General features: G+C 71.4%; 11 protein-coding genes and 1 pseudogene. 8 read left to right on the forward strand and 4 right to left on the reverse strand.

Features of this window, described 5'->3' with window-relative positions; translation table 11 throughout:
• Positions 1–13 precede the first annotated feature (13 nt).
• On the forward strand, positions 14–1228 hold the full coding sequence (locus AB0I73_RS28645) for a serine hydrolase domain-containing protein (protein WP_363042077.1): 1215 nt from the start codon (positions 14–16) through the stop codon (positions 1226–1228).
• Between the two features lie 19 nt (positions 1229–1247).
• Positions 1248–3500, forward strand: coding sequence for a cytochrome P450 (locus AB0I73_RS28650; protein WP_363042079.1), 2253 nt, complete (start codon positions 1248–1250; stop codon positions 3498–3500).
• Positions 3501–3575: 75 nt separating this feature from the next.
• On the opposite strand, the gene AB0I73_RS28655 is transcribed toward AB0I73_RS28650, so the two are convergent.
• Entirely contained in the window at positions 3576–4160 is a 585-nt protein-coding gene (locus AB0I73_RS28655) for a helix-turn-helix domain-containing protein (RefSeq protein WP_363042081.1), read from the reverse strand.
• Positions 4161–4580: 420 nt separating this feature from the next.
• Here AB0I73_RS28655 and AB0I73_RS28660 point away from each other — a divergent pair, with 420 nt between their 5' ends.
• Complete coding sequence (locus AB0I73_RS28660; protein WP_363042083.1) at positions 4581–6077, forward strand: glucose/sorbosone family PQQ-dependent dehydrogenase; 1497 nt, start codon at positions 4581–4583, stop codon at positions 6075–6077.
• Positions 6078–6204: 127 nt separating this feature from the next.
• Here the strand turns inward: AB0I73_RS28660 and AB0I73_RS28665 are convergent, their stop codons facing one another.
• Positions 6205–6816 carry a dihydrofolate reductase family protein gene (locus AB0I73_RS28665; RefSeq protein WP_363042085.1) on the reverse strand — a complete coding sequence of 204 codons (612 nt, stop codon included), beginning with the start codon at positions 6814–6816 and terminating at the stop codon, positions 6205–6207.
• A gap of 434 nt (positions 6817–7250) precedes the next feature.
• On the opposite strand from AB0I73_RS28665, the gene AB0I73_RS28670 reads away from it, so the two are divergent.
• On the forward strand, positions 7251–8165 hold the full coding sequence (locus AB0I73_RS28670) for a YceI family protein (RefSeq protein WP_363042087.1): 915 nt from the start codon (positions 7251–7253) through the stop codon (positions 8163–8165).
• Positions 8166–8208: 43 nt separating this feature from the next.
• Here the strand turns inward: AB0I73_RS28670 and AB0I73_RS28675 are convergent, their stop codons facing one another.
• Positions 8209–9477, reverse strand: coding sequence for an FAD-dependent oxidoreductase (locus tag AB0I73_RS28675; RefSeq protein ID WP_363042089.1), 1269 nt, complete (start codon positions 9475–9477; stop codon positions 8209–8211).
• Between the two features lie 178 nt (positions 9478–9655).
• Between AB0I73_RS28675 and AB0I73_RS28680 the strand changes: the two genes are divergently transcribed.
• From AB0I73_RS28680 to AB0I73_RS28690, 3 genes are all read left to right on the forward strand, one after another.
• Positions 9656–11320 carry a helix-turn-helix domain-containing protein gene (locus AB0I73_RS28680; RefSeq protein WP_363042091.1) on the forward strand — a complete coding sequence of 555 codons (1665 nt, stop codon included), beginning with the start codon at positions 9656–9658 and terminating at the stop codon, positions 11318–11320.
• A 69-nt stretch (positions 11321–11389) separates the two neighbouring features.
• Entirely contained in the window at positions 11390–11887 is a 498-nt protein-coding gene (locus AB0I73_RS28685; protein ID WP_363042093.1) for a carboxymuconolactone decarboxylase family protein, read from the forward strand.
• A 77-nt stretch (positions 11888–11964) separates the two neighbouring features.
• A complete protein-coding gene (locus AB0I73_RS28690) occupies positions 11965–12981 on the forward strand; it encodes a questin oxidase family protein (protein ID WP_363042095.1) in 1017 nt (338 codons plus the stop codon).
• A 118-nt stretch (positions 12982–13099) separates the two neighbouring features.
• Here AB0I73_RS28690 and AB0I73_RS28695 read toward each other — a convergent pair whose 3' ends face one another.
• Positions 13100–16474, reverse strand: a complete 3375-nt coding sequence (locus AB0I73_RS28695) for a pyruvate carboxylase (protein WP_363042097.1) — start codon at positions 16472–16474, stop codon at positions 13100–13102.
• Positions 16475–16590: 116 nt separating this feature from the next.
• Between AB0I73_RS28695 and AB0I73_RS28700 the strand changes: the two are divergent.
• Positions 16591–16836: pseudogene (locus tag AB0I73_RS28700) on the forward strand (MFS transporter); the annotation flags it as partial.
• Between the last annotated feature and the right edge of the window lie 93 nt (positions 16837–16929).

Genomic DNA, 16929 nt, shown 5'->3' on the forward strand with positions numbered 1-16929 from the left:
CGGAGAAGATCCAGTGCAGCACACCGAGGCCCCGGAGCCCACGGTCGCCCTCACCGAGACACCCGGCGTCGAGCGCCGCTTCCTCGAGGTCCTGGACGACACCATCCGCGCGGACATCGAGAGCGGCGCGTACCACGGGGCGAACGTCATCGTGGCCCGCCACGGCGAGATCGCCCTGCGCGGCAGCTACGGACTGGCCGACGTCCTGACCGGCCGCCCGACCCGGCGCGAGGACGTCTACCGCATCCTGTCCATGTCCAAGGGCTTCACCAACGCCCTGGTCTTCCGGGCCCTCAGCGAGGGCAGGCTGATGCTGTCGACCCGCGTCGTCGACCTCATTCCCGAGTTCTTCGGCACCGAGCCGTTCCGCGCGGCGCGCAAGGACCGGATCAACCTCGCCCACCTGCTCACCCATCGCGCCGGCATGCCCGCGACGCCCAACCCGGGGCTGGGCCCGGAGGGTTTCGCCGTACTCGCCGACGTCATCGAGGCGCTGGCCGGCGTCGACGTCGTGCACGAACCGGGCACGAACCTGAACTACTCGGCGGCCATCAACCACGCGCTGATGGGCGAGATGGCCCGCCGCGCCTACGGTGCCGGATCGTTCCGGGAGCTCATGCAGGAGAAGGTCTTCGGCCCCGTCGGCATGACGCACACCAGGTTCGGGATGCCCGCCGAATGGCGTGACCTGGGCGTTCCGCTGAAGGTCATCGTCGCCAACGACTCCTGGCTCAAGCCCGAGGACATCGAGTGCCTCAACGAGGTCATCGACCGCGAGGACGCCGAGATGCCCTGGGTCGGCGCGGTGTCCACCATCGACGACGTCTTCGCGTTCACCGAGATGCTGCGGAACAAGGGGCGCACCGGCTCCGGGGAGCAGCTCATCGGTGAGTCGGTGCTGGACTTCGCCACGACCAACCAGACCGGCGACCAGATCAACGACCTCTACGGCATGGTCGCCGCCGCCCGCAAGTGGGACCTCCCGCCGGGCAACATGGGCCTGGGCATGGCCCTCGCCGGCACGGGGACGCACGCCCGTTTCTTCGGACCGTTCGTCTCGCCGCGCACCTTCGGCTCCTACGGCGCCGGTTCGTCCCTGCTGTGGGTGGACCCGGTCTCGGGCATGTCCTTCTGTTTCCTCTCCTCCGGGGTGATGGACGAGGGCGACAACGTCGCCCGCTTCCAGAAGCTCTCCTCGATCGCCGCCTCCGCGGCGACCAGCGTCTGACCCGCGAAAGGACCAGGCCATGACGTCACTGCAGGAAGAGGCCCGTCCCGTGGGCCGCTGCCCCGTCGCCCACGGTTTCGACGCGATGGGTGACGACTACTACCGGGACCCGGCCGCTCATCTGGCCGCGGTCCGGGACACCTCGCCGGTGTTCTGGTACCCGCACCTGAACGCGTGGATCGTCACGCGGCGGGAGGACTGCCTCACCGTCCTGTCGGACTGGCAGACCTACTCCTCGGCCGCCAACTCGGCCGCGGACGTGCCGGCGAAGCACCGGGAGGTCTACCCGCCGGATCTCGTGTCGAAGATGATCGTGGGGCAGGATCCGCCCGGGCACACCGAGACGCGGTCCGTGGCGCAGCGGGGCTTCGTCAAGGAGCGCATGGACCGGCTGCAGCCCGAGATCGAGGCCAGGGCGCACCGCATCATCGACCGGTTCGAGAACAACGGCTGCGCGAACCTGCTCGAGGAGTACTCGCTGGAGCTGACCACCCAGACCATCATGGCGCTGCTGGGTCTCGGCTACGAACACGAGGCGATGCTGCGGCAGTTGCGCGACGACCTGTTCGCCGTGCTGTCGTCCGCGCACGAGCCGCTGCCCGAGCCGGCGCGGTCCCAGGTGTGGGACCGCTTCGTCGAGGCCAACCTGAAGCTGCGTGCCATCGTCGACGCGCGGCGCGACTCCGACGCCGACGACATCATCTCCGTGATGGCGTCGGCCCGGGCGAAGGACGGCTCGTACGCGCTGCCCACGCCCCAGATCGCCCTGCACGTCTCCGAGTTCGCCGCGGCCGGCACGGACACCACGGCCCAGGCCATGACCAACGCGGTGCTCTTCCTGTCCCAGAACCCGCAGGCGCTCGAGGACGCGCTCGCCGAACCGGAGCTCTGGCCCCGGGTCTTCGAGGAGACGTTGCGGCGGCGCCCGTCCTCGACGTTCACCTCGCGCCGGGTGACACGGGACGTGGAACTGTCCGGTGTGCGCATCTCGGCCGGTGACATGGTGTGGGTCGCGCTGGCCTCGGCCAACACCGATCCCGAGCACGTCGAGCGGCCCTTCGAGTTCGACATCCACCGCCCCGACCCCACCGGTCACCTGGCCTTCACGGCCGGACGGCACACCTGCCTGGGCAACCCCCTGGCCCGTGTCCAGGGCGCCACGGGACTGCGGGTGCTCTTCGAGCGGCTGCCGTCGCTGCGCCCGGACGACACGGACGAGCTCGACTTCCTGCGCATGGCCCTGCTCCCGGTGCGCCGCTCGCTGCAGGTGCGCTGGGACGTCGCGGACGTCGAGCGTTCCCGGACGCGGACCGTGCGCACGCTCAGCCTGGAGGTGACGGAGCGCACCGAGGCCTCGGACGGCGTCGTCGCCCTGACCCTGAGCCATCCGGACGGCGGGGAACTGCCGCCGTGGAAGGCCGGGGCCCATGTCGACGTCCATGTGCCGGGCAGGGACGGTGAGCCGTGGGTACGTCAGTACTCGCTGTCCTCCGACCCGCAGGACCGTACCTCCTACCGCATCGGCGTGCTGCGGGAGCAGGCCGGCCGGGGCGGGTCGGCGGCGGTGCACGACGCGCTGACGGTCGGATCCCGGGTCACCGTGTCCTGGCCGCGCAACAACTTCCGGCTCCTGCCCTCGCCCCGCTACCTGTTCATCGCGGGCGGCATCGGTGTCACCCCGATCCTGCCCATGATCCGGGAGGCCGAGCGGGCCGGCGCCGAGTGGGACCTCGTCTACGGTGGGCGCACGCACGCGTCGATGGCCTTCCGCGACGAGCTGGCCGTCCACGGCGACCGCGTCACGGTGGTCCCCCAGGACGAGCTCGGGCTGATCGACCTGCCCGGTCTGCTCGGTGAGGTGCGCGAGGGGACGCTCGTCTACGCGTGCGGTCCCGAGCCGCTGCTGCGGGCCGTGGAGGAGAACACCGCCCACTGGCCGAAGAACTCGCTGCGCATGGAGCGGTTCGCCCCGAAGCCCGTGGTGCGGACCGTTCCCGACACACCGTTCCAGGTGGAGTTCGCCGAGTCCGGGACGGTCGTCGAGGTCGGCGCGGACGAGACGATCCTGGAGGCCGCCCAGAAGGCCGGGCTCCCGGTGGTCTCCTCGTGCAAGACCGGTACGTGCGGCACCTGCGAGACGCCCATCGTCTCCGGCCGGGCCGACCACCGGGACTCGATCCTCACCCCGTCGGAGCAGGAGGCCGGCAGGACCATGCTGATCTGCGTGTCCCGGGCCGCGGCCGACTGCCCACGACTGGTGCTGGGCGGCTGAGCCGGGCCGTTCACCCGCTCCCCACTCCGTCGGGAAGTCCGTTCGCCGGGTTTCCCGACGGAGTGCTGTGTCCGGTCAGTCGCCGAACAACCGGGCCCACTGCCGGGCCAGTGAGGTGAGGATCAGCTCCTCCCGCTCCTTGTGGCCGCGGATGTACAGGAAGTAGAAGTTGCGTTCCAGGCTCATCATCAGCGTGGCCATGTGCACTTCGCGTTCCATCCGTTCGTCCTCCGTCGCACCGTCCAGGTGGAGCGACGCGTGGGCCGACGAGACGCGCCTGATCAGGCCCAGCCATTCCTCGAGTACGTCCGGGTCGATGGCCATGGCCTGGTTGACGGCCTCGAACTCGGTGGCGTAGCGCAGCCACATCTCACGGGCGGTGCCCACCCACTCCCGCATGGCCTCGGGCGTGTGCCTCGGCATCCCGTCCAGTACGGCGTAGAGCTCGGCCACCTCGGCCTCGATCTCGGTCATGCGGGCCCTGATGATCTGGGACTTGCTGTTGAAGTACAGGTACAGATTGGCCCGGCTGCTGCCGGCCGCGGCCGCGATCTGGGCCATGGACGTGCGCTCGTAGCCCTGTTCCTTGAAGAGGCGCAGGGCCTCGTCGACGAATCGCTGACGGGTGGCGATGCTCTTGGCCGTACGGTTCGTTGCCATGCGGAACCCCTGACTCACGAGGAGAAGCGGTGGGTCACGGGACACTCCTGGGCGGTCGGCGCGGCGGTACGGCACTGCCGGTGCAGTCTAGCCATCCGGGCGAACCACGATGCGGGGGTGCTCCTCGCACTCGGATCGGGTGAACACCGGTGGCGCCCCTCGGGCGCCACCGAAACCTGGGTTTACCGCCGGGCCGGCCACCACGCACAGCGACACCCCGGCACTCCGGCCCTCAACTCGTCCGGGTGGGGCGGTCCTTCATGCCTGCCCGGACGTCGACCGGGCGGGTTCTCGCGCATGTCCCGCCTCCCGGCCACGACGCCCCGCCACCTGAACGGCGGAACGCCGCGACACCCGGAGTGCTGAATCGATTACTCCAGGCGATGCTCGGGCAGGGGCAACCTCACTGGAAGGAACCGCATGCACCACATACTGCGCGGGCCGGTGGCGACCGCACTCGCCCTGGCCCTCGGCACCTCCCTCACCGGCGCCGCCGTCACCGGCGGAGACCCCTCCGGCACCTCGGACTCCGACGCCGTCTCCCCTCCCGCCCGCACCGGCACACCGCCCGCCTCGGGCATGTTCGCCAAGCGTGTCGTGGCCACCGGCCTGCAAGACCCCTACGAGGTCGTGCGGGCTCCCGACGGATCCCTGTGGGTCACCGAGAAGACCGGCAAGAAGGTCACCCGGGTCGACCCGAAGACCGGTGCCAAGACCACCTTGCTCAGCCTGCCGCAGGCCGTCCACAGCGAGGGCGGGCAGGACGGTGTGCTCGGTCTCGCCATCGAGCAACGGCGCGGGACCGGCGAGGTGTACGCGTACATCTCCTACACCAACGACATCGACCCCACCCCGGCCGTGCAGGCCCGCACCAAGATCGAGCGCTACACCTACGACCCCGTCCAAAAGCGGCTGCACAGCCCGAAGGCCGTCATCGCCGGCATGCCGGCCAGCAACGACCACCAGTCGGCGCGGCTGCGCCTGGGTCCCGACGGCAAGCTGTACTACACCATCGGTGACCAGGGGGTGAACCAGTTCGGGAACACCTGCAAGCCCAGCTACGCCATGCGGCTGCCCACCGCCCACGAAGTCCAGGGCAGGGACTGGATCGCCTACCAGGGGAAGACCCTGCGGCTGAACACCGACGGCTCGGTCCCCTCGGACAACCCGGTCCTGGGCGGCGTGCGCAGCCACGTCTACACCTACGGGCACCGCAACGCGCAGGGCCTGGCCTTCGGCCCCGACGGCACGCTCTACTCGAACGAGCAGGGCCCGAAGACCGACGACGAGATCAACATCCTGAAGAAGGGCGGCAACTACGGCTGGCCGAACGTCTCGGGCTACCGCGACGACAAGGCCTACGTCTACGCCAACTGGTCCGCCTCGTGGCCGACGCCGTGCGACGAGCTGACCTTCAGCAACTTCGAGATCCCCAAGACGGTCCCCGTCCAGCAGGAGACCGACTTCAAGCAGCCCTTCGTCCAGCCGATCCACACCTTCGGCACCGTGGGCTCGGACTTCAACTTCCAGAACCCCAGGTGCGCACGGGGCGAGGAATGGTCCCTGTGCTGGCCCACCATCGCGCCCTCCAGCTTCGAGCACTACGGGATGTCCAGGAAGTCCGCCGAAGCCACCGGCAAGGGCATCCCGGGCTGGAACAACTCCCTGGTGATGACCACCCTCAAGGACGGCACCGTCTACCGCGTCGACCTCACACCGGGAGGCCAGGGCGTCAGCAAGGTAACCGAGCTCTTCATGGAGCACAACCGCTTCCGTGACACGGAGTTCAGCGCCGACGGCAGGTCCCTCTTCGTCGCGACCGACTCCGCGGGCCCCGTCCGTGACGCGCAGGGCAGTCCGGTGTCCGACCCCCTGGAGAACCCGGGCGCGATCATCGAGTACCGCCTGCAGGACTGAACCGGCGTCCCCCGACCTGCCCGGTGAGCCCCGCAGCACGCAGCCGTCCTCGCCCCGCCCGGTCACACCCCCTCACAGGCCGGGCCCGGGGCGAGGACCTTCGCCGTGCCGTGCGCCCGGCGGTCCCCTATGCGCCGGCTCCGTAGGTTCCGTACTCGGGTCGTCCGGTCGATTCGTAGACGTGGACCGCCAGTCCGTGTGGTGTCGCCTCGTGGTGGACGAGGCTCAGGCCGGCCGGGGCGCCGCGGTCCGGGAAGAGGCGGCGGCCGGCGCCCAGCACCACGGGGGCGACGACCAGGCGCAGTTCGTCGATCAGGCCGGCGGCCAGGAGGGACCGGGCCAGCCGGGCGCTGCCGTGGAGTTGGAGCTCGCGGCCGGGTTGTCGTTTCAGGTCGGCGACCTGGGCGGGGACGTCACCGGAGAGGATCGTGGTCGGGTTCCACCCGGCCTCGGTCAGGCTGTGGGACGCCACGTACTTCGGCAGGCCGTTCATGAGCGGGCCGAAGGGGGGCTCGGTCATCTTCGGCCAGTCCCGCGCGAAACCCACATAGGTACGGCGGCCCAGCAGCAACGCGTCCGCCTGGCCGAGCCAGGCGGCGGCCATCCGTTCGAACGCCTCGTCCAGATACGGCACGAACCAGCCGCCCCGGGTGAATCCGCCACTGGTGTCCTCGTCCGGGGATCCCGGGCCCTGGTAGACGCCGTCCAGTGTCAGAAACTGCGTCAGCGTGAGCTTCATCGTCCGCGCTCCTCTCCCGGGCGGGGAAAACGCCTTTCCCTCGCCTTCTGCTTGGACCACGGGACGCGCGAGAACTCATCGGCCCGGGCGACTCCGACGGCGCGTGCGCGGATCGTGTGCAATGTGCACCGAAATCGCGAGTGACGCATGGACGCCCCTACACGTTCCCACCATTTGCCGGAGCGGCACTGCAAAGAAGCTCCCCTGCAAATCAGCACATTGCCCTCATGACACCGCTTCCCCGGTGACTCATCCGGCGCCGTCCGGCACCCGCTCTGACGTCGGGAGCAGTCACTCTCCTCTTCCGACGGCTTTAGGATCGATGACAGGCCATCCCCCTCGTACTGATGTCCTGAACCCCTGGCTCTTGGCAGCCGCGAACACGGCGTGCCGTACGGGCCAGGCGGAAACATGCGTGAAGAAAGGTGAACACCATGGTCCTCGGACTGCTGCGGCGCCTGCGCCCGCAGGGCGCCTCCGGCGCTGCGCCAGGCCTCTCGGTCCCCCTGCCGGCCGGCGCGGGGGCGTTCGGCTGCGAGGCCGTCGACGCCCTGGGGCAGCCGCTGGGCGCGGCCGAGGTCACGGTGACCGCGCTGGACAGCCACCGCGTCGCGGCCCGCGGCACCACCGACCCGTACGGCTACTACATGGCGGTCCTGCCTCCGGGCAGGTACAGCGTGATGCTGGCGGCGGAGGGCCTGTCACCCGCCCGCGAGACCGTCGACATAGTCGCCGGGGTGGCTCTCGCCCCCGCACGCGTCGTGCTGCAGCCCGGACGCCAGCTGGAGCTGCCGCCCGCCGGCACCTGGGTGTTCGACCCTCCGCACACCGCGATCCGGTTCATCGCCAAGCACGTGGGCATGGCTCATGTCCACGGCCGCTTCACCCGGTTCGAGGGCGGCATCCGGGTCGCGGAGAACATGGGCGACTCCCAGGTCTCGGTGCGCATCGACGCCTCCAGCATCACCACTGGCAACCAGACCCGCGACAACCACCTGCGGTCGGCCGACTTCCTCGACGTCGAGAACTACCCGTACATCGACTTCACCAGCACTCGGTTCGCCTACCACGGCGGCTCCAAGTGGACCGTGCACGGCACCCTCACGATGCACGGCACCAGTCGCTCGGTGGGCCTCGACACCGAGTATCTCGGCGCCGTGAACGGCGGCTACGAGCAGGAACTGCGCTGCGCCGCCCTCGCGAAGGCCGAACTGCATCGCGAGGACTTCACCCTCAACTGGCGTTCCATGCTCGCCCGCGGCATCGCCGTCGTCGGGCCGACGGTCCAGCTGGCGCTCGACGTACAGGCCATGTACCGGACCCACGACACACCGACCCCGCCCAACTAGGTCCGGCGGGGCGGGTGTTCCCGCCCCGCCGGCCGGTGGCCGGTCAGCGCAGCGGGTCGAACGGCGCGAGCTGCGCGGGGCGTGCGCCGGTGACCATCGTCTCGGCGAGCAGCTGTCCGGTGGCCGGGCCGAGGGTGATGCCCCACATGCCGTGTCCGCCGGCGGCGAAGACCCGGGGGGAGCGGGTGGCCCCGATCAGGGGCAGTCCGTCGGTCGTGCAGGGGCGCGAGCCGACCCACTCGTCCTTGCGGGCGTCCAGGTCGGCGCCGCGCAGCAGCGGGCGGGCCGCCTCGGCGATGGCGTTGATCCGGCGCGCGTCCAGGGGTGCTTCCGGCTTGCGGAACTCCATCATTCCGGCGACGCGCAGCCGGTCGCCGAGCGGTGTGCAGGCGACGCGCTGGCCGGGGAAGTAGACGGGGCCGGACGGCACGTGCTCGATCGGGACGCTGAAGCTGTACCCCCGCCCGGCCTGTACGAGGGAGCGGACCCCGAACTTCCTGGCATGGCGACCGAGCCAGGCTCCGGTGGCCAGGACCACCGCGTCGAAGCGCCGGTCCCGGCCGTCACCGGTCCGGACGATGACACCGGTGGCCGCGTCCCGCACATCGGTGACCTCCGTCCTCTCCAGGATCTCGCCGCCCCGGGCACGGACCGCGTCGCCCAGGGCGTGCACGAAGTGTCCGGGGTCGATGTAGCGCTGGCCGTGCAGACGGATCGCCGCGCCGATCTCGTTCGAGAGGGACGGCTCGACCCCCCGGGCCTCGTCGCCATCGAGGACGTCGAACTCCATGCGCTGTCCGGCGGCGTGGATCTGTTCGAGCTCCTCCAGCAGGACCCGACGTTCCCCTGCCGTGCGGTAGGCCGCGAGGAAGGACTTGGCGTCGAGGGTCCGCGCCTCGACGCCGCCTTCGGCCAGCGCGTCGAAGCTGGACAACGACAGGCTGTTGATGGGGACGAGCGCGCGCATCGCCCGCAGCCACCGTGTCGCGGTGCTGTTCCGGGCGAATCCCGCGAGGAACCTGAGCAGGCCGGGGTTGGCGCTGGGCGGGACGTAGACCGGGGAGGACGGGCTGAGGACCGCGCGTACGCCGTAGCTGAGGACCGCGGGCTCGGGCAGCGGCGTCGCCAGGCCGGGGGTCAGCCATCCGGCGTTGCCCCAGGAGGAGCCGGCGGCCACCCCGTCGCGGTCGTACACGGTGACGTCAACGCCTCGCTCCTGAAGGAACCAGGCGGTGGACAGTCCGACCATGCCGGCACCGACGACGGCGACGGAGCGGGGGCCGGAGTGCGCGGGCGAGGCGGGGCGGGTCATGCGAAACCTCTTCTCCAAGGCGGTGGTGTCTTCGATGGTGAGCCCGGGCCGTGCCGTTGTCTTTGTGCTGTACGGCCAATCGGAGCCGTACACGTGGTGCACCGGGAACCATGCCTCCGGGTCACAATGGGGGCATGACCCCGCTCATGAGCTGCTGCCGTCGCACCGCGGGAGGCCGATGGTGATCACGGTCACCGATCTGGTGGATTCCCTGGGCGCCGGATTCCTCCGTACCGTCGTGGCGGCCCGGGACGCCGAAGTGCACGACGTCGCCCTGGCCGAGCCCGGGGATGCCGTGGGGCAGCCGGGAGAGCTCGTCCTGGGGGTGGGCGTGGCCGACCGGGACGGGGCCGTCGCCCTGCTGGAACGGGCCGCCCGGGCGGCGGCCGGGGGCGTCGTGCTCAAAGGCCCCTTCGCCGGTGATCCGCAGGTGGCCCGTGCCGCCCGCGAGCTGGCGGGCCCCGCGCTGGTCGAGCTGCAGCCGCACACGTCGTGGGCGCATGTCGTCTGGCTGCTGCGCGGCGTCATCGACCGGGCCTCCGCGCCCGACACCAGTCGCCTCGGCAGTCCCGGACCGCACGCCGACCTGTTCGCGCTGGCCGACGCGGCAGCCGAGATCATCGACGCGCCGGTGACGGTGGAGGACGCGCAGTCCCGGGTCCTCGCCTACTCCGCGCGGCAGGACACGACCGATCCGGCGCGCGTCTCCACCATCGTGGGTCGGCGTGTGCCCCCGGAAACCCTCACCCATTTCCGGGCCGGCGGCGTCTTCCGCAGGCTCGCCCGCTCCAGCGAGCCCATCTGGACCCCCGCCGGCCCCGACGGCACCCTGCCCCGGCTGATCATCCCGGTACGGGCCGGCGGTGAGTGGCTCGGTTCGATCTGGGCGGTGGTCCGCTCCCAGGTCCCCCCGGAACGCATCCGGGAGCTCAGCGACGTGGCCTCGGTCCTGGCCCTGCATCTGCTGCGGCTGCGCGCCGAGGCCGGTATCGCACGGCGGGTCTCGACGGGTCAGCTGCGGGTGGCCCTGCGCGAGGGTGCCGCTTCCGGCACCGGTCCGGGCGCCGCACCCGGACCGGTCGTTCCCGGACCGGGCGCCGCGCCCGCGCTGCCGGCGGGTCCCTGGCGGGTGGTGGCCTTCGGATCCCCCGACGGGACCGACATACGCAGGCAACTGGACCTGTGGGAATCGGTCGCCCTCCGCTTCGGCTGGCACCAGCCCCTGCTGACCGACCTCGACGGGTTGCTGTTCGGCCTGGTCGCCGAACGGCCGCGGGGCAGACGCCCCGTCACCGCCGGGGGTATGGCCGATGCCGGTGCGGGCACCCTGGACTGGCTTCGGCATGTGCTGCGTGAGGTCCACACCCATGACCCGGATCTGTATGCCGCGGCGGGCTGCCCCGCCCGCTCCCCCGACCAGTTGCCCCGTGCCACCGCGGAGGCCGGCGAACTCCACCGGCTGATCCGCACCGGCCGGCTCCCGATCCCCGACCGGACGGGGATCGTCCTGATGGAGGACGCCTGGGACGCCGTCGTCGTGGAGCGTGCCACGGCGGCCGTCGGGATCGACACGGGCCTGCTCGGCGGGCCGCTCGCCGCGCTGCGCGCGCACGACGAGGAGCACGGCACGCCGTATCGCGCGACGCTCGCGGCCTGGCTGGACCACTTCGGTGACCCGCAGAGCGCCGCGCGGCTGTTGCGGATCCATCCCAACACGCTGCGCTACCGGCTGCGCAAGCTCGACGAAGTGGCCCCGGTGGACCTGTCCTCGCCCCGGGTGCGGCTGGCGCTGCGGCTGCAGCTCACGGCGATGGGCGAGGGACCGCGTCCGGCCGGCCGATGAAACTACACTTTTCAACAATCATGGATGATGGGAACAGAGGTTCAGACACAGCGCGATGAAGGAGTTCACGTGATCCGGACGGCAGCGGAGAGCACGGACCAGCGGGTGTTCGTCGACAAGCAGAGCCCGGCCGCCTATCGCGCGCTGGCGGCCACGGCCGGGGCGGTGCGCGAGGTCGCGGCCGACGCCGGTCTGGACCGCGTCCTCGTCGAGCTGATCAACATCCGGGTCTCCCAGCTCAACGCCTGCGCGTTCTGCCTCAGTCTGCACACCACGCGGGCGCTGCGCGCCGGCGAGACCACACAGCGCCTGGGCGTGCTGGCCGCCTGGCGCGACACCGAACTGTTCCATCCGCGCGAGCGCGCCGCGCTGGCACTCGCCGAGGTCACCACCCTGCCCACGGACGCCGACGCGCAGAGCACCGCGTACGCGCTCGCGCGCTCCGTGCTGTCGGAGGACGAGATCTCCGCCGTGATCTGGGTGGCGATCACCATGAACGCCTTCAACCGGGTCTCCGTCCTGAGCAAGCACCCGGTGCGCAGCCGCACCGCGACACCGGAAACGTAGTCAGTCGGGGCCGGTCTCATCGGTCCTAGGTCTGCGGCCCGTTACCCCGCCGTGGCGCCGCGCCTAACGTCCCGTCCATGGACACGACAGGCACACTCGACGAGGCTCTCCAGCGACTGCACACCTTCGGACCGGAGCGGCTCGGCCGGCTCACCAATCACGCGCCGATGGCCGTGGAAGCCCTGACCACGCACGGGCGGGCCAGTGCGGTCCACCGGTGGCTCGACCTGTACGCGCGCAAGCTCGAGGACTTCCCGGCCGGGAGCGAGCCGGTCACGGCCGTCAACTGGCCCTCGGCGCTCGGCGACTCCCGCCGCGCCGCCGACTGGATCGGCTACTTCGGCCGTGATCTGGCCGAACGTCCCTGGCGTGAGGTGCTCACCGAGTGGTGGCCCCGGCTCCTGCCCGGCCTGTATGGCGGTTCCACCCATCCGGTCATCCGGGTGGGACACGCCGTGCGGACGCTCCTGGCCGGCGAGGCCACCGGGCCGCGCCTGGCCGAACTCGGGCACGGCCTCGGCTACTGGGCCGCCCGCCACCGCCCCATCGCGGACCCGGCACCGCTGCCCGGCTCCGGCAGCGCGGCCGCCGCCCTGGACGCGGTGAGGCCGCTCGCCGCACAGGACGGCGGCTTCGCCGACCGGCTCCCCCGGGTCACGGGCCTGCCGGTGTGGGCGGCCACGGTCACGGACCCGGACGAAGCCCGCCGCCGACTCGGCGAACTGGTGCGGGCCGCCACCCACCGCTACGCCACCCACGGCCACGGCGAGGAGACCATGCTGGTCCACGCGGCCACGGCCCCCAACGCCGTGCTGCGCAGCATGCCCGCCCTGCCGCGGGCCCTGTGGGTACCGAGTCTGCGGGCCGCCTGGACGGCGTCCGCGGCGGTGACCGCGATGTACGCGCCGCGCTCCCCCGTCGCGTACACCCCGCCGGGGTCCCTCACCCCCGACGAGGTCTTCGAACGGGCGCTGGCGCACGGCGACGAACACGTCATCAAACTGGCCGACACCGCCCTCGACGTCGGCGACGAACCGGCTCTGGCGGCGGCCCTGCGCGCCGTCGACCTGAGCGAGCCTCCGGGCCTTGGATGAGTTCCGGTTGCCCGGCCGGCCCTCCTGGTGTACGGCTGGACGAGACCGCCGTCCAGCGCGGGGGCGGGCTCACCGCGGCCCAGTACACGCAGGAGGGCCTCCACGGTCTGCGGTCGGGTCAGGCGAGTTCCACGAGGAGGTCGCCGCCTTCCACCTGTTGGATGCGGTTGATGGCCAGCCGGCTCACCGTGCCGGACTTCGGGGCGGTGATCGCGGCTTCCATCTTCATCGCCTCGATGGTGGCCACCGTGGCCCCCGCCTCCACCTCGTCGCCCTCGGCGACCGCGAGGGTCACCACTCCGGCGAACGGCGCCGCGACATGGCCGGGGTCGGTCCGGTCGGCCTTCTCGGTGACCGGGGCGTCGGAGGCCGCCGCTCGGTCGCGGACCTGGATCGGCCGCAGTTGACCGTTCAGGGTGGACATCACCGTGCGCATGCCGCGCTCGTCGGCGTCACCCACGGCCTGGAGCTCGATGAGCAGCCGCACCCCGGGGTCGAGGTCGACGGTGTACTCCTTGCCGGGGCGCAGCCCGTAGAAGAAGTCCTTGCTGTCCAGGACGCTGGTGTCGCCGAAGGTCTGGCGGTGGGTCTCGAACTCGCGGGCCGGACCGGAGAACAGCAGCCGGTTGAGCGTGGCCCGACGGTCCTTCGCCAGTCCGGCACGGTCGTCGGCGGTCAGTTCCCGCACGGGCTTGGCGTCGGCGCGGCCGCGCAGTGCCTTGGTCCGGAAGGGCTCCGGCCAGCCGCCGGGCGGGGTGCCCAGTTCGCCGCGCAGGAAGCCGATGACGGAGTCGGGGATGTCGAACCGGTCCGGATCCTGTTCGAAGTCCTGCGGGGAGACCCCGGCGCCCACCAGGTGCAGTGCCAGGTCACCGACCACCTTCGACGAGGGGGTGACCTTCACCAGGCGGCCGAGCATCCGGTCGGCGGCGGCGTACATCGCCTCGATGTCCTCGAAGCGGTCGCCCAGGCCCAGGGCGATGGCCTGGGTGCGCAGGTTGGAGAGCTGCCCGCCGGGGATCTCGTGGTGGTAGACCCGGCCGGTGGGTGAGGCCAGGCCCGCCTCGAAGGGGGCGTAGACCTTGCGGACGCTCTCCCAGTACGGCTCGAGATCGCCGACGGCCTGGAGATCGAGGCCGGTGGGCCGCTCCGAGTGGTCGGTCGCCGCGACGATCGCCGACAGGGACGGCTGCGAGGTGGTGCCGGCCATGGACGCCACCGCCCCGTCGACCGCGTCCGCTCCGGCCTGGATCGCGGCGAGGTAGGTGGCGAGCTGACCGCCGGAGGTGTCGTGGGTGTGCAGGTGGACCGGCAGGTCGAACTCCCGACGCAGGGCCGACACCAGGGTCGCCGCGGCGGGCGCCCGGAGCAGGCCGGCCATGTCCTTGACGGCCAGGACGTGCGCACCCGCCTCGACGATCTGCTCGGCCAGGCGCAGGTAGTAGTCCAGGGTGTAGAGCCGCTCGGACGGGTCGGACAGGTCGGCGGTGTAGCACAGGGCGACCTCCGCGACGGCCGTCCCGGTCTCGCGCACCGCGTCGATGGCGGGCCGCATCTGGGCGACGTCGTTCAGCGCGTCGAAGATGCGGAAGACGTCGATGCCGGTGGCCGCCGCCTCCTGGACGAAGGCGTCGGTCACCTCGGTCGGGTACGGCGTGTAGCCCACGGTGTTGCGGCCGCGCAGCAGCATCTGCAGGCAGATGTTCGGTACGGCTTCCCGCAGGGCGGCCAGGCGCTCCCACGGGTCCTCGGCGAGGAAGCGCAGGGCGACGTCGTAGGTGGCACCGCCCCAGCACTCCAGGGAGAGCAGTTCGGGCAGGGTGCGCGCCACCACCGGGGCGACGGCGAGCAGGTCCTTGGTGCGGACCCGGGTGGCGAGCAGCGACTGGTGGGCGTCGCGGAAGGTGGTGTCGGTGACGCCGACGGTCGGTGACGCGCGCAGCCAGCGGGCGAAGCCCTCGGGGCCGAGTTCGGTGAGCCGCTGCCGGGACCCGGCCGGAGGCTCTCCGGCGGGCAGCCGGGGCAGCTTGGTCATCGGGTCGATCAGTTCGGGCCGTTCGCCGTGCGGCTTGTTCACCGTGACGTCGGCGAGGTAGGTCAGCAGCTTCGTGCCGCGGTCGGCGGAGTGGCGTGCGGTGAGCAGGTGCGGACGCTGCTCGATGAACGACGTGGTGACCTGTCCGGCCTGGAACTCCGGATCGTCCAGCACGGCCTGCAGGAAGGGGATGTTCGTGGCGACGCCGCGGATGCGGAACTCGGCCACGGCGCGCCGGGCCCGGTTGGCCGCGGTGGTGAAGTCCCGGCCCCGGCAGGTCAGTTTCACCAGCATCGAGTCGAAGTGGGCGCTGATCTCCGTACCGGCGTGGGTGGTGCCGCCGTCCAGGCGGATGCCGGAGCCGCCGGGTGAGCGGTAGGCGCTGATCCGTCCGGTGTCGGGGCGGAAGCCGTTGGCCGGGTCCTCGGTGGTGATGCGGCACTGCAGCGCGGCGCCCCGCAGGGTGATGTTCTCCTGGGCGAGGCCGAGGTCGGCCAGCGTCTCCCCGGCGGCGATGCGCAGTTGCGCCTGCACGAGGTCGACGTCGGTGACCTCTTCGGTCACGGTGTGTTCGACCTGGATGCGCGGGTTCATCTCGATGAAGACGTGGTTCCCGTCGCGGTCGACGAGGAATTCCACGGTCCCGGCGTTGCGGTAGCCGATCCGGCGGGCGAAGCGCACGGCGTCGGCGCAGATCCGGTCCCGCAGCTCCGGGTCGAGGTTCGGCGCGGGCGCGAGTTCGATCACCTTCTGGTGGCGGCGCTGCAGTGAGCAGTCGCGCTCGAACAGGTGAATGACGTTGCCCTCGCCGTCGGCGAGGATCTGCACCTCGATGTGGCGGGGCTCCACGACGGCCTTCTCCAGGAAGACCGTGGGGTCGCCGAACGCGGACTCGGCCTCCCGGGAGGCGGCCTCGACGGCCTCCCGCAGCTGGGCGGGGCCCTCCACGCGGCGCATTCCGCGTCCGCCGCCACCGGCGACCGCCTTGACGAACACGGGGAAGCCGATGTCGTCGGCGGCACGGACGAGTTCCTCCACGTCGGTGGAGGGCTCCGAGGACCCGAGCACCGGCACGCCCGCCTCACGGGCCGCGGCCACCGCGCGGGCCTTGTTCCCGGTGAGTTCCAGGATCCGGGCGTCCGGTCCGACGAACGTGATGCCCGCGTTCTCGCAGGCGAGGGCCAGCTCGGGATTCTCGGACAGGAATCCGTACCCCGGGTAGACGGCGTCGGCTCCCGCTCGGCGCGCCGCGCCGATGATCTCCTCGACGGAGAGGTAGGCGCGCACCGGATGCCCCGGCCGCCCGATCTCGTACGCCTCGTCCGCCTTGAGCCGGTGCAGCGAGTTGCGGTCCTCATGCGGAAAGACCGCGACGGTTCGGGCGCCCAGCTCGTAGCCCGCGCGAAATGCCCGAATCGCGATCTCACCACGGTTGGCTACCAGCACCTTGCGGAACATTCTTGATCCCTTCAGCCTGCCGGGTGACGAAGACCATGGTGTCGGTGCCACGCCCGCTACGCCATGTGAGCCGGGCCACTCACCGGCACCTCCGGAACAGAGGACACCGTGCGGCGACGGCGGGCAGCGCCACCCGGACCGGGCTGGTCGCCTTCTTCGAGATGGCCCCTACGCGGCGGTCAAGACGCTCACCGGCTCCTTGGTGGACCGGATCGGCCCGCGGGCCGTTCCCTGGACCGCCGATCCGGCGAGCGCGGCCGCCGCGGTTCCCCCCTCCACGCCCTGGACCTGCTCTCCTTCCCCTCCTACTGGCTCTGGTCGCCTTGATCGGCGCGACCCGGGGCCCCGGTGACCTGGCTAAGAGCCCCTAACAAAATAGGGTGTTTGCATTATTCTGGGTGCACTGGTGCGAGTTCGTGCCGATCGGGAGGTGTGTGATGTCCCGCCCCAAGCCC

This window comes from Streptomyces sp. NPDC050388 (genome assembly GCF_040655635.1).
In the GTDB taxonomy this organism is placed as follows: Bacteria; Actinomycetota; Actinomycetes; order Streptomycetales; family Streptomycetaceae; genus Streptomyces.